24 protein-coding genes are annotated in these 25,976 nt (G+C 59.3%); 14 read left to right on the top strand and 10 right to left on the bottom strand.

Going from position 1 to position 25,976, the window contains the following annotated elements; translation table 11 throughout:
* The first annotated feature begins 71 nt into the window (after positions 1–71).
* The gene (locus AC1DCP_RS15075) at positions 72–719 is read left to right on the top strand and encodes a DNA-3-methyladenine glycosylase family protein (RefSeq protein ID WP_476774407.1); all 648 of its coding nucleotides are present in this window, start codon (positions 72–74) and stop codon (positions 717–719) included.
* 15 nt (positions 720–734) lie between these two features.
* Here the strand turns inward: AC1DCP_RS15075 and AC1DCP_RS15070 are convergent, their stop codons facing one another.
* On the bottom strand, positions 735–2,153 hold the full coding sequence (locus AC1DCP_RS15070; protein WP_065687911.1) for a helix-turn-helix domain-containing protein: 1,419 nt from the start codon (positions 2,151–2,153) through the stop codon (positions 735–737).
* A 118-nt stretch (positions 2,154–2,271) separates the two neighbouring features.
* Between AC1DCP_RS15070 and AC1DCP_RS15065 the strand changes: the two genes are divergently transcribed.
* The 8 genes from AC1DCP_RS15065 (at position 2,272) to AC1DCP_RS15030 (ending at position 12,327) form a co-directional block, all read left to right on the top strand.
* Positions 2,272–3,804 (top strand): acyl-CoA carboxylase subunit beta, encoded by a 1,533-nt coding sequence (locus AC1DCP_RS15065; RefSeq protein ID WP_065687910.1) that lies wholly within the window; start codon positions 2,272–2,274, stop codon positions 3,802–3,804.
* Between the two features lie 100 nt (positions 3,805–3,904).
* The gene (yghU, locus tag AC1DCP_RS15060) at positions 3,905–4,801 is read left to right on the top strand and encodes a glutathione-dependent disulfide-bond oxidoreductase (protein WP_142851182.1); all 897 of its coding nucleotides are present in this window, start codon (positions 3,905–3,907) and stop codon (positions 4,799–4,801) included.
* Positions 4,802–4,926: 125 nt separating this feature from the next.
* Positions 4,927–5,304 (top strand): hypothetical protein, encoded by a 378-nt coding sequence (locus AC1DCP_RS15055; RefSeq protein WP_013761770.1) that lies wholly within the window; start codon positions 4,927–4,929, stop codon positions 5,302–5,304.
* A 35-nt stretch (positions 5,305–5,339) separates the two neighbouring features.
* Entirely contained in the window at positions 5,340–5,903 is a 564-nt protein-coding gene (locus AC1DCP_RS15050; protein WP_111851409.1) for an RNA 2'-phosphotransferase, read from the top strand.
* Positions 5,900–7,903, top strand: a complete 2,004-nt coding sequence (locus tag AC1DCP_RS15045; protein ID WP_476774406.1) for an acetyl-CoA carboxylase biotin carboxylase subunit — start codon at positions 5,900–5,902, stop codon at positions 7,901–7,903. The genes AC1DCP_RS15050 and AC1DCP_RS15045 overlap by 4 nt, the downstream gene beginning before the upstream one ends.
* Positions 7,904–8,021: 118 nt before the next feature.
* Positions 8,022–10,163 carry a methylmalonyl-CoA mutase gene (scpA, locus tag AC1DCP_RS15040; protein WP_476774405.1) on the top strand — a complete coding sequence of 714 codons (2,142 nt, stop codon included), beginning with the start codon at positions 8,022–8,024 and terminating at the stop codon, positions 10,161–10,163.
* Positions 10,164–10,176: 13 nt separating this feature from the next.
* Complete coding sequence (gene mce, locus AC1DCP_RS15035; protein ID WP_003511303.1) at positions 10,177–10,593, top strand: methylmalonyl-CoA epimerase; 417 nt, start codon at positions 10,177–10,179, stop codon at positions 10,591–10,593.
* Positions 10,594–10,782: 189 nt separating this feature from the next.
* Complete coding sequence (locus AC1DCP_RS15030) at positions 10,783–12,327, top strand: glycerol-3-phosphate dehydrogenase (protein WP_142851180.1); 1,545 nt, start codon at positions 10,783–10,785, stop codon at positions 12,325–12,327.
* A gap of 19 nt (positions 12,328–12,346) precedes the next feature.
* Here the strand turns inward: AC1DCP_RS15030 and AC1DCP_RS15025 are convergent, their stop codons facing one another.
* The gene (locus AC1DCP_RS15025; protein ID WP_476774404.1) at positions 12,347–13,579 is read right to left on the bottom strand and encodes an ROK family protein; all 1,233 of its coding nucleotides are present in this window, start codon (positions 13,577–13,579) and stop codon (positions 12,347–12,349) included.
* A gap of 242 nt (positions 13,580–13,821) precedes the next feature.
* Between AC1DCP_RS15025 and xylF the strand changes: the two genes are divergently transcribed.
* The 3 genes from xylF to AC1DCP_RS15010 all read left to right on the top strand — a co-directional run bounded on the left by xylF (position 13,822) and on the right by AC1DCP_RS15010 (position 17,057).
* The gene (gene xylF / locus AC1DCP_RS15020) at positions 13,822–14,862 is read left to right on the top strand and encodes a D-xylose ABC transporter substrate-binding protein (protein ID WP_003511300.1); all 1,041 of its coding nucleotides are present in this window, start codon (positions 13,822–13,824) and stop codon (positions 14,860–14,862) included.
* An 80-nt stretch (positions 14,863–14,942) separates the two neighbouring features.
* Positions 14,943–16,256, top strand: coding sequence for a sugar ABC transporter permease (locus AC1DCP_RS15015; protein WP_003511299.1), 1,314 nt, complete (start codon positions 14,943–14,945; stop codon positions 16,254–16,256).
* A gap of 18 nt (positions 16,257–16,274) precedes the next feature.
* Complete coding sequence (locus AC1DCP_RS15010; RefSeq protein WP_013761766.1) at positions 16,275–17,057, top strand: ATP-binding cassette domain-containing protein; 783 nt, start codon at positions 16,275–16,277, stop codon at positions 17,055–17,057.
* A gap of 200 nt (positions 17,058–17,257) precedes the next feature.
* Here the strand turns inward: AC1DCP_RS15010 and AC1DCP_RS15005 are convergent, their stop codons facing one another.
* The 7 genes from AC1DCP_RS15005 to AC1DCP_RS14975 form a co-directional block, all read right to left on the bottom strand.
* On the bottom strand, positions 17,258–17,491 hold the full coding sequence (locus tag AC1DCP_RS15005) for a hypothetical protein (protein ID WP_019564849.1): 234 nt from the start codon (positions 17,489–17,491) through the stop codon (positions 17,258–17,260).
* A 94-nt stretch (positions 17,492–17,585) separates the two neighbouring features.
* On the bottom strand, positions 17,586–18,023 hold the full coding sequence (locus tag AC1DCP_RS15000; RefSeq protein WP_025595440.1) for a helix-turn-helix domain-containing protein: 438 nt from the start codon (positions 18,021–18,023) through the stop codon (positions 17,586–17,588).
* Positions 18,024–18,092: 69 nt separating this feature from the next.
* On the bottom strand, positions 18,093–19,298 hold the full coding sequence (locus tag AC1DCP_RS14995) for a hypothetical protein (protein WP_142851178.1): 1,206 nt from the start codon (positions 19,296–19,298) through the stop codon (positions 18,093–18,095).
* Positions 19,295–20,008: a TfuA-like protein gene (locus AC1DCP_RS14990; RefSeq protein WP_142851177.1), complete on the bottom strand. Its 714-nt coding sequence runs from the start codon at positions 20,006–20,008 to the stop codon at positions 19,295–19,297. The genes AC1DCP_RS14995 and AC1DCP_RS14990 overlap by 4 nt, the downstream gene beginning before the upstream one ends.
* The gene (locus AC1DCP_RS14985; RefSeq protein WP_236736221.1) at positions 20,008–21,114 is read right to left on the bottom strand and encodes a YcaO-like family protein; all 1,107 of its coding nucleotides are present in this window, start codon (positions 21,112–21,114) and stop codon (positions 20,008–20,010) included. Before AC1DCP_RS14985 ends, AC1DCP_RS14990 begins: the two co-directional genes overlap by 1 nt.
* Positions 21,115–21,241: 127 nt before the next feature.
* Positions 21,242–21,670 carry a hypothetical protein gene (locus AC1DCP_RS14980; RefSeq protein WP_003511290.1) on the bottom strand — a complete coding sequence of 143 codons (429 nt, stop codon included), beginning with the start codon at positions 21,668–21,670 and terminating at the stop codon, positions 21,242–21,244.
* An 8-nt stretch (positions 21,671–21,678) separates the two neighbouring features.
* Positions 21,679–23,631, bottom strand: coding sequence for a BTAD domain-containing putative transcriptional regulator (locus tag AC1DCP_RS14975; RefSeq protein WP_476774403.1), 1,953 nt, complete (start codon positions 23,629–23,631; stop codon positions 21,679–21,681).
* Between the two features lie 173 nt (positions 23,632–23,804).
* On the opposite strand from AC1DCP_RS14975, the gene AC1DCP_RS14970 reads away from it, so the two are divergent.
* On the top strand, positions 23,805–24,290 hold the full coding sequence (locus AC1DCP_RS14970) for a hypothetical protein (protein ID WP_065662490.1): 486 nt from the start codon (positions 23,805–23,807) through the stop codon (positions 24,288–24,290).
* 188 nt (positions 24,291–24,478) lie between these two features.
* Positions 24,479–24,802: a hypothetical protein gene (locus AC1DCP_RS14965; protein WP_162540191.1), complete on the top strand. Its 324-nt coding sequence runs from the start codon at positions 24,479–24,481 to the stop codon at positions 24,800–24,802.
* Positions 24,803–24,830: 28 nt separating this feature from the next.
* Here the strand turns inward: AC1DCP_RS14965 and AC1DCP_RS14960 are convergent, their stop codons facing one another.
* The gene (locus AC1DCP_RS14960; protein ID WP_112191711.1) at positions 24,831–25,970 is read right to left on the bottom strand and encodes an ROK family transcriptional regulator; all 1,140 of its coding nucleotides are present in this window, start codon (positions 25,968–25,970) and stop codon (positions 24,831–24,833) included.
* Positions 25,971–25,976 lie beyond the last annotated feature (6 nt).

The raw sequence follows: 25,976 nt of genomic DNA, 5'->3' as shown, positions 1-25,976 counted from the left end.
ATTTCTTCTGCCATGTTTTGAAGCGCCTCGCCACCCGGTGCCGGGCCAACGTGAATATGGGCTGTGTAGACATGAAAATCATCAGGGGCCTCGACGATATCAGCGAAGGTCTGGCGCATCTTGCCCGCCTCGATCCGGCTCTTAGCCTTATTATCGAAAAAGCCGGTCCGCTGGAGTTGCGTATTCACGAGCCCGGCTTTGCGGGCCTTGCCCATATCGTCGTGTCGCAGATGGTGTCGCGCGCCAGCGCCAACGCCATATGGGTCCGTATCCTTGCCGGCACGGGCGGGGCGGTGACGGCGGAAAACTATCTGGCGGTGCCGGAAGAATTGCGCGCCACTTTCGGCCTTTCCCGGGCCAAGGCAACAACGCTGGAAGGGTTAGCGCAGGCGGTTGCGGATGGCTGCATCGATCTTGATGCCGTCAGTCGCAAGGAAGCAGATTTGGCCCTTTCGGAGCTGGTGGCGCTTCGCGGCATTGGTCCGTGGACGGCGGAAGTATATCTGATGTTCTGCGGCGGCCACCCCGATATTTTTCCGGTTGGCGATGTGGCGCTGCGGGCTGCGGTGGGCCACGCGCTTTCGCTCGAGGCACGGCCGGATGCGAAATGGCTGGCGGCGCGGGCGGAACTCTGGACGCCCTGGCGCTCCGTCGCCGCCCGGCTGTTCTGGGGCTACTATGCGAATATCATGCGGCGCGCGATGGTGCCGCTACCCTGATATGGCCGCGCGGCGCTAGAAGTCTGCGATCCGGTAGGGCAAGGCCCCGCGTGAGAGATGATCGACATGTAGTTTGCGTTTTAGCGGCGGTACGGCGCGCTGCACGCAATCGACCCTTTCGCAGACCCGGCAGGAAACGCCGATGGGCTTGAAGGAGGCGGTATTGGCGAGATCGAGTGTATCGGCATAGACGAAATTCTGCGCATGGGAAATTTCGCAGCCGAGCGCGATGGCATAGCGTGGCCTGTCCGTGTTGAAACCGGCGCCGGCTTTTTCGATCTGTGTGGCGATGGAAAGATAGCGCACGCCGTCAGGTGTTTCCGCCAGCTGGCGTACTATCCTGTCGGAGCTTTCGAAGGCCTGATGAATGTTCCAGAGCGGACAGGCCGCGCCGAAACGGGCAAATTGCAGCCTTGTGGCGCTGTGGCGTTTGGTGATGTTGCCAGCCCGGTCGATCTTGGCGAAAAAGATCGGTACGCCTTTCTGACCAGGGCGTTGCAAAGTGCTGAGCCTGTGGGCCACCTGTTCAAGGCTCGCGCCGAAGCGCACGGCCAGAAGTTCCAGATCGTGGCGCAATTCCTGCGCGGCCCGGTGAAATTGCCTATATGGCAGGATCAGCGCGGCGGCGAAATAGTTGTGAAGTCCGATGCGACAGATTTCCGCGGCTTCGGCGCTACGGAAACCGGCGCCGGCCAGCACTCTGTCCACGGTTGCTCCCGCATGAAGCTGGGCGATCTGAAGCGCAAGCTGAAAACAGCGGGTCGGTGCTGCCATGTAGGAACTGAGCGCCAGCGTTTTGCCGGCCGGATCGAAATGCCGGATCAATCCGCCCGCCGCCTCCGTTCTGGTGATATGGACACCGAAGCGGCTGCGTAGATGGGCCGCGAGAATGCCGTAGGTCTCGCCGCCCTCTATCTCCAGTTCGTATGCAAGTTCTTCCGCCAGAAGATCGATCTCGGCAACGTAATTGTCGACGAAGTGAAAGAAATCGCGGACCTCTTCGTAAGGTGTTCTCTCCACCTGCGCGGTTCCCCGCCCCAGCCTGTCATCCAGCTGCACCAGCTGCTCGCTGTTTTGCCGGTAGGCCTGGTGGGCGCGCAAAAGCGCATGGGCAAAACCCGGTGCGTTCTGCGCAATCAGCTTCAGCTCCTGCAGCCCGGGCTCGTAATTCAGGAACAGCGGGTCTTTCAGGGCCTCGCGCACAGCGGAAACCAGCCGGTCGTTTTCGCCGGTTGCCAGCTCCGTTACGTCGAGCTGGAATTTTTCCACCAGCGTCACCAGAACGCTGGCGGAAACGGGTCGCTGATTGTTTTCGATTTGGTTCAGATAACTGGCCGAAATGCCGAGCCGTTCGGCAAACTGCGCCTGCGTGGCGCGGGCGTTTTCGCGAAGGCCGCGGACCTTGCGGCCGATGAAGAGCTTTTCCATAGCCATGTTGCAACTTTGCAAAAGTAAATATTGCAAATATTTATGCCACGCATACGCGCACGATCAAGGCTTCTAGGCGAATGTTTTCTAAGCTATTGATTTTGAGGAAACGCATGGAGGAAACATGCCCAGCATTCTGGAGCAATTGCAGACGCGCCGCGACGAAGCGCGGCTCGGCGGCGGCGTCAAGCGCATTGAGGCGCAGCATGCCAAGGGCAAGCTGACGGCGCGCGAGCGCATCGATGTGTTGCTGGATGAAGGTTCCTTCGAAGAGTACGACATGTACGTTACCCACCGGGCGGTGGATTTCGGCATGGCCGAACAAAAGGTGGCGGGCGATGGCGTCGTTACCGGCTGGGGCACCATCAACGGCCGGCAGGTCTATGTTTTCAGCCAGGATTTTACCGTGCTCGGCGGTTCGCTGTCGGAAACCCATGCCCAGAAAATCTGCAAGATCATGGATATGGCCGTGCGCAACGGCGCGCCCGTGATTGGCCTCAACGACAGTGGCGGCGCGCGCATTCAGGAAGGTGTTGCTTCGCTCGGCGGTTATGCCGACGTTTTCAAGCGCAACGTCATCGCCTCCGGTGTCGTGCCTCAAATCTCTGTCATCATGGGGCCGTGTGCCGGTGGTGCCGTTTATTCGCCTGCCATGACCGACTTCATCTTCATGGTGCGCGATACCTCCTACATGTTCGTAACCGGGCCGGATGTGGTGAAGACCGTAACCAACGAGATCGTCACGGCGGAAGAGCTGGGTGGCGCCTCCACACACACCAAAAAATCCTCCGTTGCCGATGGCGCCTATGAAAACGACATCGAGACACTTGAGCATGTGCGCCTGCTTTTCGATTTCCTGCCGCTGAATAATCGGGCAAAACCGCCAGTCCGGCCTTTTCATGACGATCCCGCACGGCTGGAAGCGCGCCTCGATACGCTGATCCCCGACAGTTCGAACAAGCCATACGATATGAAGGAACTGATCCATGCGCTCGCAGACGAGGGCGATTTCTTCGAGTTGCAGGAGGCGTTTGCCAGAAACATCATCACCGGTTTCATGCGTCTGGAAGGCCAGACGGTAGGCGTCGTCGCAAACCAGCCGATGGTGCTGGCCGGGTGTCTAGATATTGACAGCTCACGCAAGGCCGCCCGCTTCGTGCGCTTCTGCGATGCCTTCAACATTCCCCTGCTGACACTGGTGGATGTGCCCGGTTTCCTGCCCGGAACGGCGCAGGAATATGGCGGCGTCATCAAGCACGGCGCGAAACTGCTGTTTGCCTATTCCGAGGCGACGGTTCCGATGGTGACGCTGATTACCCGCAAGGCCTATGGCGGCGCTTATGACGTGATGGCATCCAAACATATCGGCGCTGATGTGAACTATGCCTGGCCGACTGCGGAAATCGCTGTCATGGGCGCAAAAGGGGCAGCGGAAATCCTCTATCGCTCGGAGCTTTCCGATCCGGACAAGATCGCCGCGCGCACAAGGGAATATGAGGAGCGTTTCGCCAATCCCTTCGTGGCGGCAGAGCGTGGTTTCATCGATGAGGTCATCATGCCGCATTCCTCGCGCCGCCGCATCGCTCGTGCTTTTGCCTCGCTGCGGGGCAAGAACGTCGAAACCCGCTGGAAAAAGCACGATACCATTCCGCTCTGACCTGCTCTGGGGCTGGAAAAATACTTTGGCCACCTTACTATAATGATGTTCAGGCGCCCGACCTTCGGTGCCCTCCCGAAACGCACAAGGACTGATTTTTATGGCCGAGAACTCCTCCGCAGATAATTTTCCCGCCGGATATGAAGTGCCCAAGGTCTGGACCTGGGACAAGGGTAATGGCGGCCAGTTCGCCAATATCAATCGCCCGATCGCCGGTCCCACCCATGACAAGGAATTGCCGGTCGGCAAACATCCGTTGCAGCTTTATTCGCTGGCAACGCCGAATGGTCAGAAGGTCTCGATCATGCTGGAAGAATTGCTGGCCGCTGGCCACAAGGGCGCCGAATATGATGCCTGGCTGATCAAGATCGGCGAAGGCGACCAGTTCGGCTCCGGTTTTGTCGGCGTCAATCCGAACTCCAAGATCCCGGCGCTGATGGATCATTCGACGCCCGAGCCGACCCGCGTTTTCGAGAGCGGCTCGATCCTCGTCTATCTCGCGGAAAAATTCGGCGCTTTCCTGCCGAAAGAGGGCAATGCCCGCACGCAGGCGCTGAATTGGCTGTTCTGGCAGATGGGTTCCGCCCCCTTCCTCGGCGGCGGTTTCGGCCATTTCTACGCCTACGCCCCGATCAAGATCAAATATGCTATCGACCGTTACGCCATGGAAGTTAAACGCCAGCTTGACGTGCTTGACCGTCATCTGGACGACAACCGTTATCTGGCGGGCTCGGAATATACGATTGCCGACATGGCCGTCTGGCCGTGGTATGGCAAGATCGCGCTCGGCCAGGCTTATGGCGATGCCGGTGCTTTCCTTGAAGCGGCCGGTTATAAGAACCTTATGCGCTGGACGCTTGAAATCGGCGAACGACCTGCGGTCAAGCGCGGCGTGATCGTCAACAAAACCTCGGGCGATCCGTCCGAACAATTGCACGAACGCCACGATGCTTCCGACTTCGAGCAGAAGACGCAGGACAAAATCGGCAAGGCATAACGAAAAGACTAGAGCGCTTCTGGTTTTAATAGGACCATGAAAGCGCTCTAATTATTTGAATTTACGCATATCCGGACGTAAAAGCGGACCTGCTTTTAATGGAAATGCTTCTGGAAGGACAAAAGATGGCGAACCTGCCCGAAATGACCAAACACAAGGGATTTCCCTCCGGCATGCCAAGTACGGGCATCCAGTTCACCATCCGCCGCGCCAATCCAAAAGGGGTAACGCCCATCAAGATGATACCTCGAAGGGCGCGGGACGATTCCAAGGAACACCGCATCGATGCGGCCTTCCTGCACTCGCTCTGGCACCATTTTGGTCCCGAGCCGTTCGAGCGCGGTAATCTCGACGCGGCCCGCCTCAGCCTGCTGTTCGGCCGCGAGGTCTTGCCGGCGGAAAAGAATTTCGATCCGCTTTCCTACCAGGCGATGCTTGTCATCGACGAGCGCGTCGCCCGGCAGAATTTCCCGGAATCCTTCGAGAACTTTTTCGAGATTTGAGTGTGCTGTCATCCGCCAATAGGGAATGAAATTCAATGTCGACGGCCACCAGCAAATTCCTGAGCTATGTTCTGCGACATGCGCCCGAAAGCATCGGGCTTACCTTGGATGCTCAGGGTTGGGCGGATGTCGGAGATCTATTGGCAAAAGCAAATGCGAGTGGCACGCTGCTCGACGAGGCCGGTCTGCGTGCGGTCGTTACCGAAAGCGACAAGAAGCGTTTCACCCTTTCGGAAGATGGGCACCGCATCCGGGCCGCGCAGGGGCATTCAGTAAAGGTCGATCTTGGTAGCGCTCCTTTAGAACCGCCGCCGCAGCTTTTCCATGGTACTGCGACACGTTTCCTAGATGCTATCCTGCAGGAAGGATTGCGACCGGGCAGCCGGCAGCAGGTTCACCTTTCGGCAGACAGCGTGACGGCACATGCGGTCGGCCAGCGGCACGGAAAACCCGCCATCCTAATGGTTGATGCCAGTCGGATGTTTGCCGCTGGCCACAGCTTTTTTCAAGCCGACAATGGTGTCTGGCTGACCGATGCTGTTCCCGCTGCTTATCTGACGCTGATTGAGAATCATACTTTTGAAGGCGATGGCAAATGATCAAGAAAATCCTCATCGCCAATCGCGGCGAGATCGCCTGCCGGGTCATCAAGACGGCGAAGAAGATGGGCATTGCGACGGTTGCCGTCTATTCGGATGCTGATGCCAATGCTTTGCATGTGAAGATGGCGGATGAGGCCGTTCATATCGGTCCGGCGCCCTCGTCGCAGTCCTATATCGTCATCGATAAAATCCTTGCTGCGATCGAGAAGACCGGGGCTGATGCGGTGCATCCCGGCTATGGCTTCCTGTCGGAGAACGCTGCCTTTGCCGAGGCGCTGGAGAAGGCGGGTGTGATCTTCATTGGCCCGCCGGTCCGCGCTATCCAGGCCATGGGCGACAAGATCACCTCCAAGAAGCTCGCGGCGGAAGCCGGTGTTTCCACCGTGCCCGGCCATATGGGGCTGATTGGGGATGCAGATGAGGCGGTGAGGATCGCCTCCGAGATCGGTTATCCCGTGATGATCAAGGCCTCGGCCGGCGGCGGCGGAAAGGGCATGCGCATCGCCTTTAACGATGCGGAGGCGCGCGAGGGTTTCCAGTCGTCAAAAAACGAGGCGAAATCTTCCTTTGGGGACGACCGCATCTTCATCGAGAAATTCGTCACCCAGCCGCGCCATATCGAAATTCAGGTGCTGGGCGATCAACACGGCAATATCCTTTACCTTGGCGAGCGAGAGTGCTCGATCCAGCGCCGCAACCAGAAGGTCATCGAGGAAGCGCCATCGCCCTTTCTTGATGAGGCAACGCGCAAGGCCATGGGCGAACAGGCCGTGGCTCTGTCGAGAGCAGTCGGTTACCATTCGGCCGGAACGGTGGAATTCATCGTCGATGGCGAGCGCAATTTCTTCTTTCTGGAAATGAATACGCGTCTGCAGGTGGAACATCCGGTAACGGAACTCGTCACAGGCATTGATCTGGTCGAGCAGATGATCCGTGTGGCATCAGGCGAAAAGCTGTCCTTCGGGCAGACCGATATAAAGTTGAACGGCTGGGCAATCGAAAGCCGGCTTTATGCCGAAGACCCCTATCGTAATTTCTTGCCCTCCATCGGCCGGTTGACGCGGTATCGCCCGCCGAAAGAGGGCGAGCAGGAAAACGACACGGTGATCCGCAACGATACCGGCGTCTTCGAAGGCGGTGAAATCTCGATGTATTACGATCCGATGATCGCCAAGCTTTGTAGCTGGGCAAAGGATCGTGAAACCGCCATCGATGCAATGGGGCAGGCGCTGGATCGTTTCGAAGTGGAGGGCATCGGCCACAATCTACCGTTCCTCTCGGCTGTCATGCAGCACGAGCGTTTTCGGGCCGGCCGTCTGACGACGGGTTTTATCGCCGAGGAATTTCCGGAGGGCTTTTCCGGGGTGGAGCCCGATGAGGCTTCCGCGCGCAAGCTCGCAGCCATCGCCACCGTTATCCACCAGCGGCTTCAAAACCGTGCGGTCGAAATTTCCGGTACCATTGGCAATCATCGTCGCATTGTCGGTCAGGACTGGGTGGTTTCGCTTGGTCAATCCCGTCGAAGCGTCAGCGTGGAGACCGGTGCTGAAGGCATGGCAATCCGTTTTGAGGATGGTGCTGCGCTGACGGTCGCTACCGGCTGGCTTCCCGGCCGCAGCCTTGGCCTGTTCACGGTGGCGGGCGAGGTGATCGCCGCCAAGGTCGATCTTGCCGGTGCGGCGGTTCGTCTGCGCTGGCGCGGCATGGATGTTCTCGCCCATGTGCGCAGCCCGCGCGTGGCGGAACTGGCGCTGCTGATGCCGGAAAAGCTGCCGCCCGATACGTCGAAACTGTTGCTTTGCCCGATGCCGGGCGTCATCACCGGGATCTCGGTTGGCGAGGGGGACGAGGTGGAAGCCGGTCAGGCGCTGGCGACGGTGGAAGCAATGAAGATGGAAAACATCCTGCGTGCCGAAAAACGCGGCCGGGTCGCCAAAGTGTCGGCAAAGCCGGGCGATAGCCTCGCCGTGGATGAGGTCATCCTCGAATTTGAATAGGGCTTGATACCGTTTTTGAGGAACGGAAGAGGGGCGGAGCGGGTTACGGGGTAGGCTGGATTTCGGTCACGATCACCAGTCACAGTACTGAAAATGAAATGCAGAAGGGGAGATATGCATGTCGGGTGAAAAAACGGTGCGGGATTGGCTGCAGCTTGCCGAAAAGGAGCTGAAGCGTTCACCGGATGCACTCGTCTGGCATACGCCCGAAGGCATTGACGTCAAACCGCTTTACACGGCCGATGACCTGAAAAAGGCTTCACATCTCGATGGTCTGCCGGGCTTTGCGCCCTTCACGCGCGGCCCGCGCGCCACCATGTATGCCGGGCGGCCATGGACGATCCGCCAATATGCCGGGTTTTCGACTGCCGAAGCTTCCAACGCCTTTTACCGCAAGGCGCTTGCCGCCGGCCAACAGGGTGTTTCGGTCGCCTTCGATCTTGCCACTCATCGCGGATATGACAGCGACCACCCGCGCGTTGAAGGCGATGTCGGTAAGGCGGGCGTAGCGATCGACAGCGTCGAGGACATGAAAATCCTGTTCGATGGTATACCGCTCGAAAAGGTCTCCGTCTCCATGACCATGAACGGGGCCGTCATTCCGGTGCTCGCCAATTTCATCGTTGCGGGGGAAGAGCAGGGTGTCTCGCGTGCCGCACTTTCCGGCACCATCCAGAACGACATTCTCAAGGAGTTCATGGTCCGCAACACCTATATCTACCCGCCCGAGCCTTCGATGCGTATCATTGCTGATATCATTGAATATACGGCGAAGGAGATGCCGAAATTCAACTCCATTTCGATATCCGGCTATCACATGCAGGAGGCAGGTGCCACGCTGGTGCAGGAGCTTGCCTTCACGCTGGCGGATGGGCGGGAATATGTGCGGGCCGCCCTTGCCAAGGGACTGAATGTCGATGATTTCGCCGGCCGCCTGTCGTTCTTTTTTGCCATCGGCATGAATTTCTTCATGGAGGCCGCAAAGCTGCGCGCCGCCCGCTTCCTCTGGTCGCGCATCATGGAAGAGTTCAAGCCGCAAAAGGCGTCGTCGCTCATGCTGCGCACCCATTGCCAGACATCCGGTGTGTCTCTTCAGGAACAGGACCCTTACAATAACATTGTCCGTACCGCTTTCGAGGCCATGTCCGCCGTGCTGGGCGGCACACAATCGCTGCACACCAATTCCTTTGATGAAGCCATTGCCCTGCCGACAGAATTTTCCGCCCGCATCGCCCGCAACACCCAGCTTATTCTCCAGCATGAAACCGGCGTCACCAAGGTCGTCGATCCGCTGGCCGGTTCCTACTACGTCGAAAGCCTGACGGATGAACTGGCGCAAAAAGCCTGGGCGCTGATTGAGGAGGTGGAGGCGCTTGGTGGCATGACCAAAGCGGTGGCCGAAGGCCTGCCCAAGCGATTGATCGAGGAGGCGGCCACGCGTCGGCAGGCGGCCGTGGACAAGGGCGAGGAAGTCATCGTCGGCGTCAACCGCTACCGTCTGGAAACCGAGGAGGATATCGACGTTCTCGATATCGACAACGCCGCCGTACGCGCTGCGCAAATCCGCCGCCTTGAGGACACCAAACGTCGCCGCGACGGCGGGGACGTCTCGAAGGCGCTGGCGGCATTGTCTGAAATTGCCCGTAGCGGCAAGGGTAATATTCTCGAGGCGGCAGTCGTCGCCGCCCGCGCCCGCGCCACCGTCGGCGAGATTTCCGATGCGCTGCGTGCCGTCTTCGGCGATTACGTTGCCGTGCCGGAAGTGGTGGAGGATATTTACGGCGAGGCCTACAAGGACGAGCCGGAGCTTGCCACGCTCGCTACGCGGCTTTCCGGCGTGGCAGAACGGCTCGGCGTCAAACCGCGCATCATGGTCGCAAAGCTCGGGCAGGACGGGCATGATCGCGGCGCGAAGGTTATCGCGTCGGCTTTTGGTGATATCGGTTTCGATGTGCTGGCCGGGCCGCTGTTCCAGACGCCTGCCGAGGCAGCCGATCTTGCGGTTCAGAACAAGGTGCATGTGGTCGGCATGTCGTCGCTTGCCGCAGGCCACAAGACGCTCGCACCGCAGCTTGTGGAGGCGCTCAAGCAGAAGGGTGCCCAGGACATCATCGTCGTCGCCGGCGGCGTCATTCCGCGCCAGGATTATCAGTTCCTGCTCGACCACGGCGTTTCGGCGATTTTCGGACCCGGCACCAATGTCATGGATGCGGCGAACAAGGTTCTCGATCTGCTGGAAGGCATCCGGCGCAACGCGTGAGAGGAATACGGCCATGTTCGGAAGATTGAACCACGTCGCCCTTGCCGTGCCCGATCTTAATGCCGCGGTTTCGCGATACAGGGCGCTTGGCGCTCAAGTTTCCGAGCCGCAATCCCTGCCCGAACACGGCGTGACAGTGGTTTTCGTTCAGGCTGACAATACCAAGATCGAACTTCTTCATCCGCTTGGAGAGAACTCCCCGATTACCGCCTTCCTCGAAAGAAATCCGGGTGGCGGCACGCATCATCTGTGCTTTGAGGTGCCGGATATTCTGGCCGTGCGAGACGATCTCGTCCAAAAAGGCATCCGCATTTTAGGTGATGGCGAGCCGAAGATAGGCGCGCATGGCAATCCCGTTCTCTTCCTGCATCCAAAGGATATGGGCGGCGTGCTTTACGAGCTTGAGCAGGTCACTCCGACACACGTCTGAAACACAGACCCCGTACCGACATCCCGAAACACGCTGGCGAAGCGATTCACCGGCGGCAGTTGCCGTTCGCTTGTGCTGGAAACATGGGTTTCGTTTGTTTTCTTTTGACATTCGTTTTGTTTTCGTTTTTATGACGATAATCTTTCAACGTAGGGGGAAATGGTCCCCGGCGCTGTCTTGGGAGGCCCTATGTCCGGCGAAAACATATTCGATCTTTTTGTCATCGGCGGTGGCGTTAATGGTTGCGGCATTGCCCGCGATGCCGTGGGTAGGGGCTATTCCGTGGCGCTTGCGGAAAAGGGCGATTTTGCCTCCGGTACGTCTTCGGCGGCCACCAAGCTCATCCATGGCGGCCTGCGTTATCTCGAACATTATGAGTTTCGTCTGGTGCGCGAAGCCTTGATGGAGCGTGAAATTCTGTGGGCCATGGCCCCGCACGTCATCTGGCCCATGCGCTTCGTCCTGCCGCTCCAGAAAGGCGGCGTGCGTCCGGCATGGATGGTCCGGCTTGGCCTCTTTCTTTATGACAACCTCGGCGGCCGCAAGCTTTTGCCGCCGACGCGCACGGTCGATCTTCGGCAAGACCCGGCAGGCAAACCTCTGAAGCCGGTCTTTGCCAAGGCTTTCGAATATTCCGACGGCTGGGTGGACGATGCCCGTTTCGTGGTTCTGAATGCGCGTGACGCGGCGGATCGCGGTGCGACGATCATGAACCGCTCGCGGGTCGTTTCCGCACGGCGCGAAGGCGGCGTGTGGCTTATAGAGACGCTGGACGAAAAGACCGGCCGTTCAGCCTCGCACAGAGCGCGCATGCTGGTGAATGCCGCTGGCCCATGGGTGGATAACGTGCTGTCCGGCGTGTTCGGCCGCAACGATGTGCACAATGTTCGTCTCGTGCAGGGCAGCCACATCATCGTGCGCAGGAAGTTTTCCGATCCGCGCGCCTATTTCTTTCAGAACCCKGACAACCGCATCATCTTCGCCATTCCCTATGAGCAAGATTTTACGCTGATCGGCACCACTGACCGCGACTACAAGGGCGATCCGGCCAAGGTGCGCATCTCTGAGGAAGAGATTTCCTATCTCTGCAATGCCGCCAGCGAATATTTCAGCGAACCGGTGAAGCCGGATGATATCGTCTGGACCTATTCCGGCGTGCGCCCGCTTTTCGATGATGGCGCTTCAAAGGCGCAGGAAGCCACACGCGACTATGTGCTGAAGGTTGAAGAGGCAGAGGGCGAAGCGCCGCTGCTCAATATCTTCGGCGGTAAGCTGACCACCTACCGGCGGCTGGCGGAACATGCTCTGGAAAAGATCGGCGCAGCCATCGGAGAAAAGGGCAAGCCCTGGACGGCGGGCTCGTATCTGCCGGGCGGTGACTTCGGGGCGGAGAGATATGACGCCCAGGTGAGGGCGCTTGTCTCCCGTTACCCATTCCTTGATGGACGCCATGCCGAGCGGCTCATCAGAAACTACGGCACGAAGGCTGCGGAACTGCTCGGTGTCGCCACCGATGTTTCCGGCCTTGGCCGGCATTTCGGCGGCACACTTTACGAATGCGAAGTGCGCTGGCTGGTGGAACACGAATGGGCCTTTGCAGCCGAGGATATTCTCTGGCGGCGCACTAAACAGGGCCTGCGGTTGAGCAGGGACGAGGCTGCCGCTCTGGATGAATTCGTTTCCACGCTGACTGGTGTCAAGGAAAAGGGCGAAGCGGTGACGGAGCAGGCCTGAGCATCTACGAGTTGTCCCGTCAGTTCCCCGAGTTCCTTGCAGCTCTTTCAGGGCCATCAGCGCTCAATATATAGTCGTCGGCGGCGGACAGAGCGTGTTCCATATGCCCTTCAAACACCAGTTCCGGTTCGTTGGGCGCGATGCCGATTTTTGGCATTCCGCCGAAGCGTACCGACTGCGATTGCGCAAGGCCATCGTGAAGGCCGCTTTCCAGAAGATCGAAATAGCGTGTGCCGGGGCCAGTGATGAAGACCGGCATATGGCCGTGCAGGCTGAACAGACGTGAAAGGCCGTTGCCGAGTGCAAGCCCGGCTGTGCGGAAGGCAAGCCGCGCCATGCGCCCGCCGGCGCGGGCGGAAGCGGCGATCTTGTCCACTTCGGCAATCGGCACGAATTTTGCCGGTTCCGCCCGCGGCGGGGCCTCGAATGCCGAACGCAGGATTGCATAAAACCCTGAATAGGCCTCGATACAGCCTCTGGTGCCGCAGCGGCAAAGGGCGCCATCGGCCAGATGCAGCATATGTCCGAAATTGGGGGCGCTAACCTCTATCCCGCCACCCGCGGCGCGGGCAATGCCGAGGCCAATGCTGTGGCCGAGCGACAGGGTGACAAGTGCCTCCGGTTTCGGGCCGTCCTTTGCCTGCTCCTGCATCCAGATGGCTTTTGCGGCCAGCAGCGTTTCGTTGTTCAGCGTCACGCGGATGCGGCCGTCCTGAGAAATGAGCTGCTGGAAATCTATCTTTTCGGTGCCGAGCACCGGCGACCAGACGAGCACCGCCGCTGCCGCGTCCACAAGCCCCTTGCTGCTGATCGACACCTGGAGAATGTCGTGCCGGTCGATGCGCGAACGGTCCGCAAGCCGTGCAAGGCCGGAGAGGATCGAGCCGCCGAACGACCCTTTTTCAGCCGTGATCCTCTGCTCGGTGAAGCGGTCCACCAGCTTGCCGGCATAGTCGACCAACGAATATTGCACGCTGTCGGACGAAATGATGACGATGGCGACGTGGCAGAAAGCACCATCAGGCCCAAACAGGATGCGCGGCCGCCCGCGCCCGGCGGCGGCTAGCTGCTCTTTGCGCAGGATTAGGCCGGCCCGCTCGAGTTCCGTGGTGATTGCGGAAACGGTGGCGGAGGCAAGCCCGGTGAAGGAGGACATGTCCGTATGGGAGAGGCTGCCATGAAGGCGCAGCGCTGCCATCACCGACAGGCTGTTTTTCTGGCGCACCAGTTCCGTGCTTGCAATGGCGGACATGGGCTGGGGTATGCTCCCTGAACGGCTTTTTTCCTGTCGTGCTTATCCCCTCTGATGGCGCACGCCACGAGCAAGATCAAGGCACCCGGATGCTGCCCGCAGCCGTTGTTGACAGCATGGGGAATCTCTGACATTAATTTTCTCGACTGTCGAGAAAATTGTGAAATCACAGAGCCCGACAGCTTTTTCCGGGCGTTTTCCCTGCATGGAGGTGCAGGCTTCGCCCTTACCGGGAGGACATCATGAATTCGTTTGCCAAGCTTTTGGCGGGTACAGCTGTACTCGTTTCCCTGCACACCGCAGCCATTGCTGCTGATCTCGTCGTTGGCGTTTCCTGGTCCAATTTCCAGGAAGAGCGCTGGAAGACGGATGAGGCGGCAATCAAGGCAGCTCTCGACAAGGCCGGTGCGAAGTATATTTCCGCCGATGCGCAGTCGTCCGCCGCAAAACAGCTGACCGACGTGGAATCGCTGATTTCCCAGGGCGCCAATGCGCTGATCATTCTTGCGCAGGACAGCGACGCGATTGGCCCGGCCGTTGAAAAGGCCGTCGCTGAAGGTATTCCGGTGGTGGGTTACGACCGCCTGATCGAAAACAAGAACGCCTTCTACATCACCTTCGACAACAAGGAAGTCGGTCGCCTTCAGGCCGCCGAAGTCTTCAAGGTCAAGCCGGAAGGCAACTACGTCTTCATCAAGGGTTCGTCTTCCGATCCGAATGCGGACTTTCTTTTTGCCGGACAGCAGGAAGTTCTGAAGGCCGCTGTCGACGCGGGCAAGATCAAGAATGTCGGCGAAGCCTATACCGATGGCTGGAAGCCGGAAAATGCCCAGAAGAACATGGAGCAGTTCCTGACCAAGAATAACAACAAGGTCGATGCGGTCGTCGCCTCGAACGACGGAACGGCCGGTGGCGCAATTGCCGCTCTTGCCGCGCAGGGCCTCGCAGGTTCTGTTCCCGTATCCGGTCAGGATGCGGACTTCGCCGCGCTCAACCGCGTAGCGCTCGGCACGCAGACGGTATCTGTCTGGAAGGATAGCCGCGAACTCGGCAAGGAAGCTGCCGGCATCGCGCTGGAACTTGCGGGCGGCAAGAAGATGACGGAAATCAAGGGCGTTGCCGCTTTTGATGGCGGTCCGAAAAAAGTGACGATGCAGTCAGTCTTCCTCAAGCCCATCGCCATTACCAAGGACAATCTGAACGTCGTCATCGACGCCGGCTGGATCAAGAAGGAAACGGCCTGCCAGGGTGTAAAGGCCGGATCCGTCAAGGCCTGCAACTGAGACCGCTAGGTTGATGTTTGGGCGCCGCGCCACTGACACGTGGCGCGGCGCCTTTCAGATGTAAGGAGGACCGGCAGTCCATGGCCGACATGACACAATCCAATTCCACAGCGTCCCCCAAGACGGAAAAGACGGGCTCGATTTCGCGTTTCATCAGTGCCACGGAGCTTGATACCCGGCTGCTCGGCATGGTCGGCGCGCTTCTTCTGATCTGGATCGGTTTCCATATTCTTTCGGGCGGGCTGTTCCTGACGCCGAGAAACCTCTGGAACCTCTCCGTCCAGACCGCTTCGGTCGCGGTGATGGCGACAGGCATGGTGCTTGTCATCGTTACCCGCAACATCGATCTGTCGGTCGGGTCGATCCTCGGTTTTTCCGGCATGATCATGGGTGTCATGCAGGCGGAAATCCTGCCGCAGCTCCTCGGCTTTGAACATTGGGCGACATGGATCGTCACGCTCCTGGTCGGCATTCTCGTCGGCGGAGCGATCGGCATGCTGCAGGGCTCGATCATCGCCTTCCTGAACGTGCCGTCCTTCATCGTCACACTTGGTGGTCTGCTGGTCTGGCGCGGTGGCACATGGTTCGTCACCAGCGGCCGCACCGTGGCGCCGATGGATTCCACCTTCCGCCTGATGGGTGGCGGCACCAGCGGCTCGATCGGCGCGACATGGAGCTGGATCGCAGCCATTGTCGCCTGCGTCGCCATTGTCGCGGCAATCCTGAATTCCCGCCACCAGCGTCGCCGTTTCGGTTTTCCGCTGCGGCCCGTCTGGGCGGAATATTTCCTGGTGGCACTTGGCTGCGTCGTCGTCGTCGGTTTCGTAGCTGTCGTCAACAGCTATCCCTGGCCGGTCAACATTGCCCGCAACTATGCCGATGCCAATGGCATTACCTGGCCGGATGGTGGTCTGTTCATTCCGCACGGCATTGCCATTCCGGTGCTGATGGCGCTTGCCGTCGGCGCGGTGATGACCTTCATCGCCACGCGGCTGCGCTTCGGACGCTACGTGTTCGCAATCGGCGGCAACCCGGAGGCGGCGGAACTCGCCGGCATCAAGACCCGCTGGGTTACGGTGAAGATTTTCACGCTGATGGGCGTTCTATGCGCCATCGCTGCGGCAATCTCGACTGCCCGCCTCAACGCGGCCACCAATGCCCAGGGTGAATTGGATGAACTTTATACGATCGCGGCGGCGGTCATCGGCGGCACGTCGCTCGCCGGCGGCGTCGGCACCATAGCGGGCGCGATGCTCGGCGCGCTCGTCATGCAATCGCTGCAATCCGGCATGGTGCTTGTGGGCATCGATACGCCCTTTCAGCGCATCGTCGTCGGTGTGGTTCTGGTCGTCGCCGTCTGGCTCGACACCATCTACCGCGCCCGCGCCAAGTAAGAACCGAGGAGAACCCCAATGACGGAACAAGTCACGCCCCTCGTGGAAATGCGCAATATTTCCATTTCCTTCGGTGGTATCCATGCGGTGGAAAACGCCTCTGTCGATCTTTTCCCTGGTGAGGTGGTGGCCCTTCTTGGCCACAACGGTGCCGGCAAATCGACGCTCATCAAGATATTGTCCGGTGCATACCGGCGGGATGGGGGCGAAATCCTCATCAACGGCGAGGATGCGGATATCCGCAATCCCCGCGACGCCAAGAAATACGGCATCGAAACCATCTACCAGACGCTGGCGGTGGCGGATAATGTCGATGCGGCGGCCAATCTTTATCTCGGCCGCGAGCTGAAGACGAAATGGGGAACATTGGATGATGTCGCCATGGAAGCTTCGGCCCGCGAGGTCATGGGGCGTCTCAACCCCAATTTCCGGCGGTTCAAGGAGCCGGTGAAGGCGCTTTCCGGTGGCCAGCGGCAGTCCGTGGCAATCGCCCGCGCCATTCTGTTCGATGCCCGCATCCTCATCATGGATGAACCGACGGCAGCACTCGGGCCGCAGGAAACGGCACAGGTCGGCGATCTCGTCAAGGAACTGAAACGGCAGGGCATCGGCATCTTCCTAATCAGCCACGATATCCATGACGTCTTCGATCTCGCCGACCGGGTGTTCGTCATGAAAAACGGCAAGGTGGTCGGCCATGCCCGCACGGAAGATGTGACGAAGGACGAGGTCCTCGGCATGATTATTCTGGGCAAGGTGCCGCCGGGTGCTGTGGCGGGTCCGGGCGCGGTCGTTGCCTGACGACAGAATTCTGTCGTCTTTACTTCCACTACAAATCGAGGCCCGGTAAAAACCGGGCCTCGACAAATGCTGGGAACAAAAGTTCTTGGAGTTGACTAAAAAATATATGCGTCCGGTGTGTTTCAGCCCAGCCGGAACCGCAGACGAAAAATGTCTGCGGCTCTGCGCAATTGCAGACGCGGTCGTTAAAAAGCGGTGTTTTAATGGAGTTCAGCGTGTGCGAAACCGCTGCCGTTCATTTCTGCGCCGGCCGGTAGCGAGCCATGCTGATTGATGTCCTGGGCCAGCGACAGCAATGCCATTTCCAGGAAATAGGTCGACATCCCCAGTTCCAGAGATTTGGAGCGCTGGCAAAGATAGGAAACCATCCGCCCGAGCGCCAGAATCTCGTCTGCATTGTCCTCTTCAAGTATTGCTGCGGTAGACGCCACCATGATTCCCTCTCGACAGTCGACAGTATGAAAACGCGTTGATCCCGCGTTGTTCATTTTCGACCACATCGAGCGTCACGCGAGCGTCACACCTGCGTCAATCGTCGCTCTTGTTTTCCGGCGCGCCGTTATTTTCCGCCGCTTCGGTAGCCGCAAGCGACGTCACGAGGGCAACGATGCTCTTGCGCACGGTTGCGCTCTTGATTCGGGCAAAGGCCTGATTGAGCGAAAATCCTTCATTCGACGCAACGAAAGACTGCATGGCATTGATCGTGCCAAGGGCGGGATTGGCGTTTCCAACATCCGGCGTCGCATTGGCGAACAAAGAGCTGACATCGACGCCGAGAACCGATGCAATGGCTTGCAAACGGGACGCGCCGACGCGATTGGCACCCTTTTCGTATTTCTGGACCTGCTGGAAGGTAATGCCCAACCGGCCCGCCAGCGCGCTTTGACTCATGCCGAGCGACTTGCGGCGCATTCGGATTTGTGTACCCACATGCACATCGATCGGGCTGGGTAGTTTGGCCTGCATCATGAACTCCTCCAGTTGTGAGGTTCTTAAATTGGATATTTATCAATTAATATTGTTGAAGGTAGACATTCAACACAATTTCCACGGGTATTGTGAGGTGTTACTGATAAAGTAAGGCTGTTTTCCGTCGGTATGCTGTGCTGGTTGACGGTTTATCACCTTTGTTGCACATCGCAATGCCCCGTTTCGGCTGGCAAAATGGCTCCAGCCGGCCACGCCGATGGCGTGAAAGCCCAGTCTTTCCCAAATTTTCCTGTTCTCTCGGTCGAAACCGTCGAGCGTTTCCGCATCACCGAAATGGGGAACCCAGACGAATGGCTTCTCTTGGTCGGAGCGCACGATATTTTCAACAAGCACGTTGTTATAAAGCCGAGGCAGGCATTTGTTGGTGTCGATGGCGGGTAAAACCGGAATGGGATTTCGCAGGATTGCGAAGCCCTGCTGTGCCAGCAATAGAACGGAGGCATCCAGTTTACGTTTCAAATCCATCGCATTACGGGCGTTGCATTCATGGGCCACCGGATCGGCAACCAGCAATAGCGGGTGGCCATCGCGTCTTAGACCTGTGACCGAAACGAACTGGTCGACGTGGAAACCGCATTGGTGGATTTTTCCTAAAGTGATCGCCGGAGGCGACGTTTTTGCCGAGGTAAGAGCGATTGAGGCCGAGGCATTGCCAAGGTCTTCCGGCCGATATCCGAAGCTGCGCACGGTTCTGTAGTCGAGTGCCTGAACCCGCTGCCATTGTTGCGGCCGTTCGGTTTCCGCATTGTTTGCCATACCCCTGTCGTCCTGCAGGCTGGAATGGCCCACCAATCGAAAGTCCGGCCCGACCAGCTGGTTACCGCCCGGCAAAGTGACATGCGAAGCGTTGGCGGCAAGCCCGAGACGATTGGCGAGCTCGCCAGTGATGGCGCTTTCCGATGCATAAAGCAGTTCGGTTGCGATCCCATCAGCAGTCCGAACGTGGAACACGTCCTGTATCCACGGGTGCGAAACGCTGCTGGTTGCATCGAGCGGCAACAGTTCTGCGGCGCAGGTGTCTGCCAGCCTGCTGAGCCAGCTTTGAGCGGAGGCGAGACAGGGGCCATCGATAAGAACAAGGGCCGTGACGTCGGAAGGCAGAGCCGAAAGCAGGTTTCCGATCGGGATGAGCGGAGATACGCCCCCGTCAGCCCTGTCACCCGCAAAAAACGCGGCGGGCAAGGCAAGCGCGATTGTCCGGATCAGCCCTCCGCAATCGGGCAGCAGAGACGGGTGCGGGGCAGCGGTCAAGACGCTTTTTCTCCCGCCGTCTGCCGCGTGGCCAATTGCTGGAAAAATACCGTGTTCTGTAATTTCCACGATTGCGACGGCGGGGATGGCAATTCCCCGCTGCCGAGCAGGCCTAAAAGCCGGGCCGCATCGTTGCGTTTGGCGGAAACCGCGTTTCCGGCTAGAAAATTTGCGGTCTCGAGGTTGAGGTTTGCCTCAGTTGCCATTGCACGCCATGTCCTGCGGTTAAAATGCAGCTTGCGGGCGGCGTTCAGCAAGGCGTCGTGTTCCTCTGGGGCGATAGCGGCGCGACACGCTTCGAGCGTCGCTTCGGCATCGACAAGCGCGATTGTCAGCGGGCGGTAGTCGAGTTCGCCGGGCGCGTGGCTGACTGCCACATCGGCGTCGGAAAAACGCAGCCCGTCCCGATAGGCTTCAAAGATTTCGCCGATGCCGATCATGCCGAAGGCCGCGCATTCCGCCGCTCTTAGCGCGCCCATGCTGGCGGCACCAAGAACAGTGACGCCGCCTGTCAGTGCAAACAGGATTTCCTTGTGCCACACGGCGGCGCAGTCACCGTAGAGGCCGTCGATCAGCCCGATTGTCCGGGCACCCTGCTTTACCGCGTCGAAAATATCGCCGCAGGCAGCCGGGCCACGAAGATCGAGGCCGGAAATCTGCGCGGGTGTGATGCCGTGGATGGACGGGCCCGCAAAAACCACCGGCTTCATCAAAGGCCTCCGAGGTTCAGGAACCGGTCGAGCGTCCGCTGCGATATACGTTGAAGGCCACCACCGGCAGGGGTGAGGCCGCTTGCCAGAACCCGGACGACATGCAGACCGGATACGCCCGTTTCCAGCGCAAAGACATAGATGTCGTCGATCCCGGCGGCAAAAAGATGCTCTGCAAGCTGACGCCACGGGGGTAGAGCCGGATCGCTAATCGCAAAATCGAGACTGGCCGGGATCCGGTCCATCGGCCGCACCTCGGATGCCGCCGGTCCCGCCGCAAACATATCCCGCTGGTAGCGCAAAGGAGAGAGATCGTCCCTTGCGCCGCTGATGTCAGTCAGTCGCGACTGGATCGCCTCCAGCAGCGCGGCAATTGCCGCGTCATAGGTGCCAAACCGGCACGCTGCGCCGGCAGCGCTGCGGGTGGCAAGTCCGTCCTGCGCGTGGATTGACCGTGGCAGGCTTGCCATGACTACAGGCACGCCGAGCGTATTGGTGAGATCAAAGAAGCGGGGCGGCAGTCCGATATGTGAAAGGTGTTGAGCAAGAGCATCGAAGGATGCGTCGACACCCATCGGCAACACGACCGGTTCCGGCGCGATATTGCGGGTTTCGAAGGTATCGACGAGAAAGCAGGCGTCGTTTTCGATGAGTTCGAGCAGGGCGTGCAGAACCGCGTGGTCATGGTCGAAACCCGCCGCAAGACCTTGCGAACTCATGAGAAAGGCCTGCCGGTCCCAGGGGAAATCCGTGCGAAAATCCATGCCCACCAGTTCATAGGGGGCAAAAACCTCCAGCTGCTGGCGTATGGATGTTCCCTTCACCCAGGCGCGTTGGTTTCGCAGATCAAGAGTGTCCGGGTCGACCCGGCCGATTGTTTCGAAAGGAACGAGAGGGGCGCCCTTGTCCCGCATCTCACGAATGGAGCCGAAAGTGGTGATATGTTTGCGGGTGTCTTCGGCGACGGCACCTTCGATCGCTTCCATGATCGCGGAAAGCCGTGCCTGCTCCGCGACAAGCCCCTTGCCCTGGGAGACAGACAGTCCGCGTGAATTGGGCCGCGTCGCGAACCAGACGGGTATGCCGATAATATCGAGACCGGTCACGTCTCCGACGCGGGTAATCCCGAACCGCCGAAGCAGTTCGGGATCAAAGAACGAAGCGTCCGGATGCCCTAAAGCCGCTGTCGCTGGTATATGTGCGCCGTCAGCGGTCAAGGCTGCGGGGCCGCAATCAAGGCGCCGCGTTGGTGTCGTCGGCAAGGATGGCGTCGAACAGCTCGCCGGTGACGGAACCCGCCGGACCAACAGCCTTCAGGGCCGATTCGATCGGTGCCTGCACCATGCGGTTGAAATCCCAGCCGGCGTCGATCACTTCGCCGACAAAGGCGAAATCGGCCTCGGAAACGACAGCGCCGCCGGCGACGAGGGCTTCGATGCCCTGGATCTGTACCTGATCCAGCTCGTTTTCGGGCTGGCCGTCCTGACGAACGAGCATGGATTTTGCCGCCGCAGCAACGCGCGCGTAACCGTCCACACCGGGATGGCTGGCTTCATAGGCGGCAATCGTCTCATGCGAGACGGACGCAACCCTGAGCGGCGCCGTGCGAATGAAGAGAACGCCGAAACCCTTTTTTCCGACAATAAAGAAGTGCGAGGACATAATAACTCCTATTTGATCCCAGCTAATCGAAGTGCGTTATAGAATTTTTCATTCGCTACCGGGTCTCGGTCTGGGGACAGGCTGCTGATTTCCCTCGCCGTCATACCCGGATAGTTTTCCTGAAGCCTGCTGCCGGTTTCCCTGGCAGCGTCCAAATCACCGTGGAGCGCGTGGCTCGCGGTCAAGACGCGCAATGCCGGCTCGTCATTTTCCATGCGCGCGCACAGTTCTACTGCCGTGCCGTAATCCTCACGCTTGAACGCGATGCTGGCGCCCGCCCACCAGTAGATGTCGGGTGCGAGCGGATTGAGGTCGATGGCTTGCTGAAACTTTTCCCATGCGGTTTCGGCATCGCCGAAATGGGCGAGCGCATCGGCATGCTGGAGCAAAAGGTCGGCGGAGTTGGGCGCAAGCGCCTCGGCTTCGAAGAACCTTTCGGCGGATATGTCGAAATCCCGCTGGTAGAGCGCCACGACGGCGCACATCCAGTGGCCGACGCCAAGAGCGGGATCGATTTCGACTGAGGCGTCTGCCTCCGCCTTGGCGCGGTGCAGCAGGTGGGGGTCGTTGCCGCCCAGCATCAGCCATTCCAGCTGCAGGCTCTGCGCCACGCGGGCGCGGGCAACCGCCATGCTGTTATCCAGATCGACCGCCTTGCGGAACATCGAGCGGGCTCTTCGAAGAAGCGGCAGGTCGCACTTGCCGCGCAGAAGCTGCTGGCCCTCCAGCAATTGCCGGTAGGCCTCGCCGCTGTGGTTGCGGTCTGGTTCCACCTGAAGCCGCTCGATCTCGCGGGCAAGCCCCGCGGCCACCTGTTTGGACAGCAGTCGAAAAGCGGCGTGAATATGCCGCGCGGTCAGCACAACCTCCAGCGACCAGACGATTTCTCCGGTCGCTTCCTCGATCAGCGCTACCGACATGCGGGCATCGTCGAAAACCGTGGAGACGATGCGGTAATCCGCCCGCAACATTGCATAACTGTCGTCGGTCCGGTCGTGTGTCGCTACAAAGGTGCTGTGCGTCGAAAGAACGGTGAAGGTCCGGTATCGAACGAGACTATTGGCGACATCCTCGACAAAGGCACTCATCACCGGCGATACCGCAAGCCCGTCCACCCGCACCGGACGGCTGAAGGCGACGCGTGGTTTTGCCATCGGTTTTCGGCGGCTACCCTCATCCGGTTCGGCGGGGGCTACTATCGTCGAGGCCAGACTTTGTATCCGCCGTCGAAGCGCCACTGTCTCGGCCTCCGGAGGTCGGTCCTCCTGGCGGAGCTGTTCCATCAGAAGCTGGAAAATTCCCTCGCAGGCGCTGGTGTTTCCCACCCGCGCATAGGCCGCCATGGCGGCGCGGTAGGTTTCCTCGCGCTCCGGCTCGATCTTCAGCGCGCATTCGGCAAGCGATGCGATGTTGTTCGAACTGGCGCGGCCGAACCGCGTCAACTCCTCCAGAAGCGGTGTATAGCTTGAAAAGAACAGGTCCTTGAGACGGCGTCGCTCAGACAGCAGCCAGAGATAAAGGTGGTCCTGCCCAGCCTCCAGCCCCTCCAGCAGATCGCCGCCGAATTCGAGCAGGGCTTGCAGCCTCTGCATCGGGTCTTCTGCTCTCGCGCCGGCAAGAAAGATCGCAAGGTCGGTCCGCTGCGCCAGCTTTCCGGCCTTCAGGTCGTTCCCTTCTGTCAGAAGGATGGCATCGTCATCGCTCGACAGCTTCTGGAGGCGCAGGATCAGCTGCCGCAAATTGCCGAGTGCCCTTTTTTGCTCGACGTTTTCCCACAACAGCGATGCGACCTGCTGGCGGGAAAGGGACTGGTTGGGAGCAAGGATCAGAGCGGCAGTGAGGGCAAAGCCCTTGGACGGGAAAAACGCTTGCCGCACCGCATCGCAGCGCGGAGTGCCAAAAAGCCGGATCGGTATCAGTTCAGCGTTCCCAGCCACTTTCGTTCCCTCATGAATCACCATCTAACAATGTGTCCGGGAAATTGAAAGTCATCATTGGCGTTCCATTTGACGCTGGTGTGACGCCGCTTGCCTATTGTCGTGAACAGAGGCGCGGATGACGGGCGGAAAACAGCAATCATGCATCAGGCAGGCATCGGGAATTTTCGAAATTGATAGCGTTTAACGGAAGCTACATGGCGTTCGAGCCGCGTACTGAACCTTACCAGCGTGCCGACGACGTCGGTTATGCGGTGTGCGAGTTCATGTGGTTCAAAGGGCGCCCGTTCTATCCGGTCTCGGCGCTGGCCCATGCGAAGGTTGCCCATGCCAGACTGTCGGCATGCGACGACGAAGATGAGGACAATCTCGATATTATTTTCCGCATGCCATTTGCGGCCGGCGGGCATTTTTTCGAGATCGTGCTGCGCTCCAACGAAGGCACTTCTTACGGTGGCTGGCTGTGGGGAGAAGAGCTGGAAATACTGAACGAGGTCGTCAACGGCTATCGCGTTCTGGCGGGGAAGTTCGAAGACAGGCGGATCCGGTTTGAATATTCCAAGCGGTCTCATCGCTACCGGACAGCCGAACCGCTGCCGGTGGAGAAATCCGTCTTCCTGATCCAGCGGGAGGTAAAGCCTTACGCGGGAAGGCACGATTTGCCGGGAAGCCCGGCACGTTAATGGCGGGGCTGATGCCGATGCGTTTCCGGGGGAGCGCAAGAGCGTGGGGCGAGAAGGGGTTCAACTGGCGCGGCGCGTATTGCGCGCATCGCAAATATGCCCGGTAAAGCCAAGGCTTTGTCGGGAGCAGCAGGTGAATTTTTTTATTTTTATTGTGTGGAAGATTTGTGATGCCCAATGGAGGTAACATGCGTAACAGGCGGGTGTCATCACAGCTATTAGCGGTGAGTTGCGCCTCGGGTGACGACGTGCTTTCCCTTGACGGGAGCGCCAACGGCGACCCGCGTCCATCAGTTGCGAACGACAGGCTTTATGTCGTGGGCGAGCCGGTTTCCAGGAAGGTGCTGAGATCTCGCCCGCCGGAGAACCGGGTTGAGGAAGAGGCTTTTCGCGTGGCGGAAATCAGCAATACCGTCATCGATGTCGATATCAGGCTTGCAAAATGGGCCTGGGCCGTGCTGGTGATCGGGCATTGCTGGCTGATCTATTTCATGGTGACCAATCTCGGCTGAGGCCTCCCCCGGACATGCGCTCCGGCCTTTAACGCACTTCTCCGACGCCGTGCAGGATCATCGCCGCCGCACCGAAGGCCACGGGGTCTGTCGCAACCACATCCGGCAGCTGGATTTTCGGCTGTATCACCTTTGCGCCGTCGAACGGGTCCGAGCGTTCGTAATCCAGCCATTCCGCCAGCCGCTGTCGTACGATCCTTGGTAAGGTGCCGCCGACAAAGATTGCCGTGGGCGCCAGAACGGCGCTCACAGCGAAGGCGAGGCGCGCAACCTCCGGTCCCGCCCGTTCCAGCCACGCCTCAAACACGGCGGAGTTGCGCAAGAGGTAATCCGTCCAGATATCGGGTGCGCGCCCCGAGGGTTTTTCTCCCACATGCTCCACGCACCATGCCGCCAGGTCTTCGAAGGAGGGTCGCGAAGTGCTGCGGCCGCGCAAGGCGCCTATCTCGCCGGCATTGCCGAGATAACCGCGATAAAGCTCATTTTTGATAATGATGCCGCCGCCGATCCCCTCGGAGAGATAGAGATAAGCGAAATTTTCGTGTCCGTCCGCATTGCCAAGCGTCAGTTCACCCATGGCTGCGGCATTGGCATCATTTTCTATGATCACCGGACAACGCAGCGCCTCGCGCAGCATGGCGGAAAGGTCAGACCCGGCCCAGGAAATAACCTCTTCGGCAAGATCGAGCGACATGGCTTCCTTGCGAAAGCGGGTCGGCATGGCAATGGCCGCGCCGATCAGTTGGCTCCTGTTGATCGCATTTTTCGTCAGTAGTTCTTCGGATCCGTCCTGAAGCGCCCGTTGGACATCGGAAAACGCGTCGTAGGAGCCGCGCATCTGCAATTCTCCAACGATCTCTCCGCCAAAATTCAACAGCGTTAACATCACCGAATAACGGTTGGCGTGCGCACCAAGGGCGTAACCGACGGTTTTTTTGAGCGTGAGGTCGATATGGGGTGCGCCACGGCCTTCCTGCCGGCGTGCACCTTCCTCGATGATACCGCGCTCAAGCAGATTTCGCGTCATCATGCTCACGGCAGCCGGCGTTATGCTGCAATAGTCGGCAAGCTCGACCCGCGAGGCCGAACCCTTGCGCCTGATATATCCCAGAAGCGCGCCCTGTGTTGCGCCAATGCCTGCCAGCCCGCCCTGCCGTCTCTCAGTCAAAGTTTC

It is taken from the genome of Agrobacterium sp. 10T429, assembly GCF_056393925.1.
The sequence above is the reverse complement of the archived record's forward strand: the minus strand, read 5'-3'. Positions and strand labels throughout refer to the sequence as shown.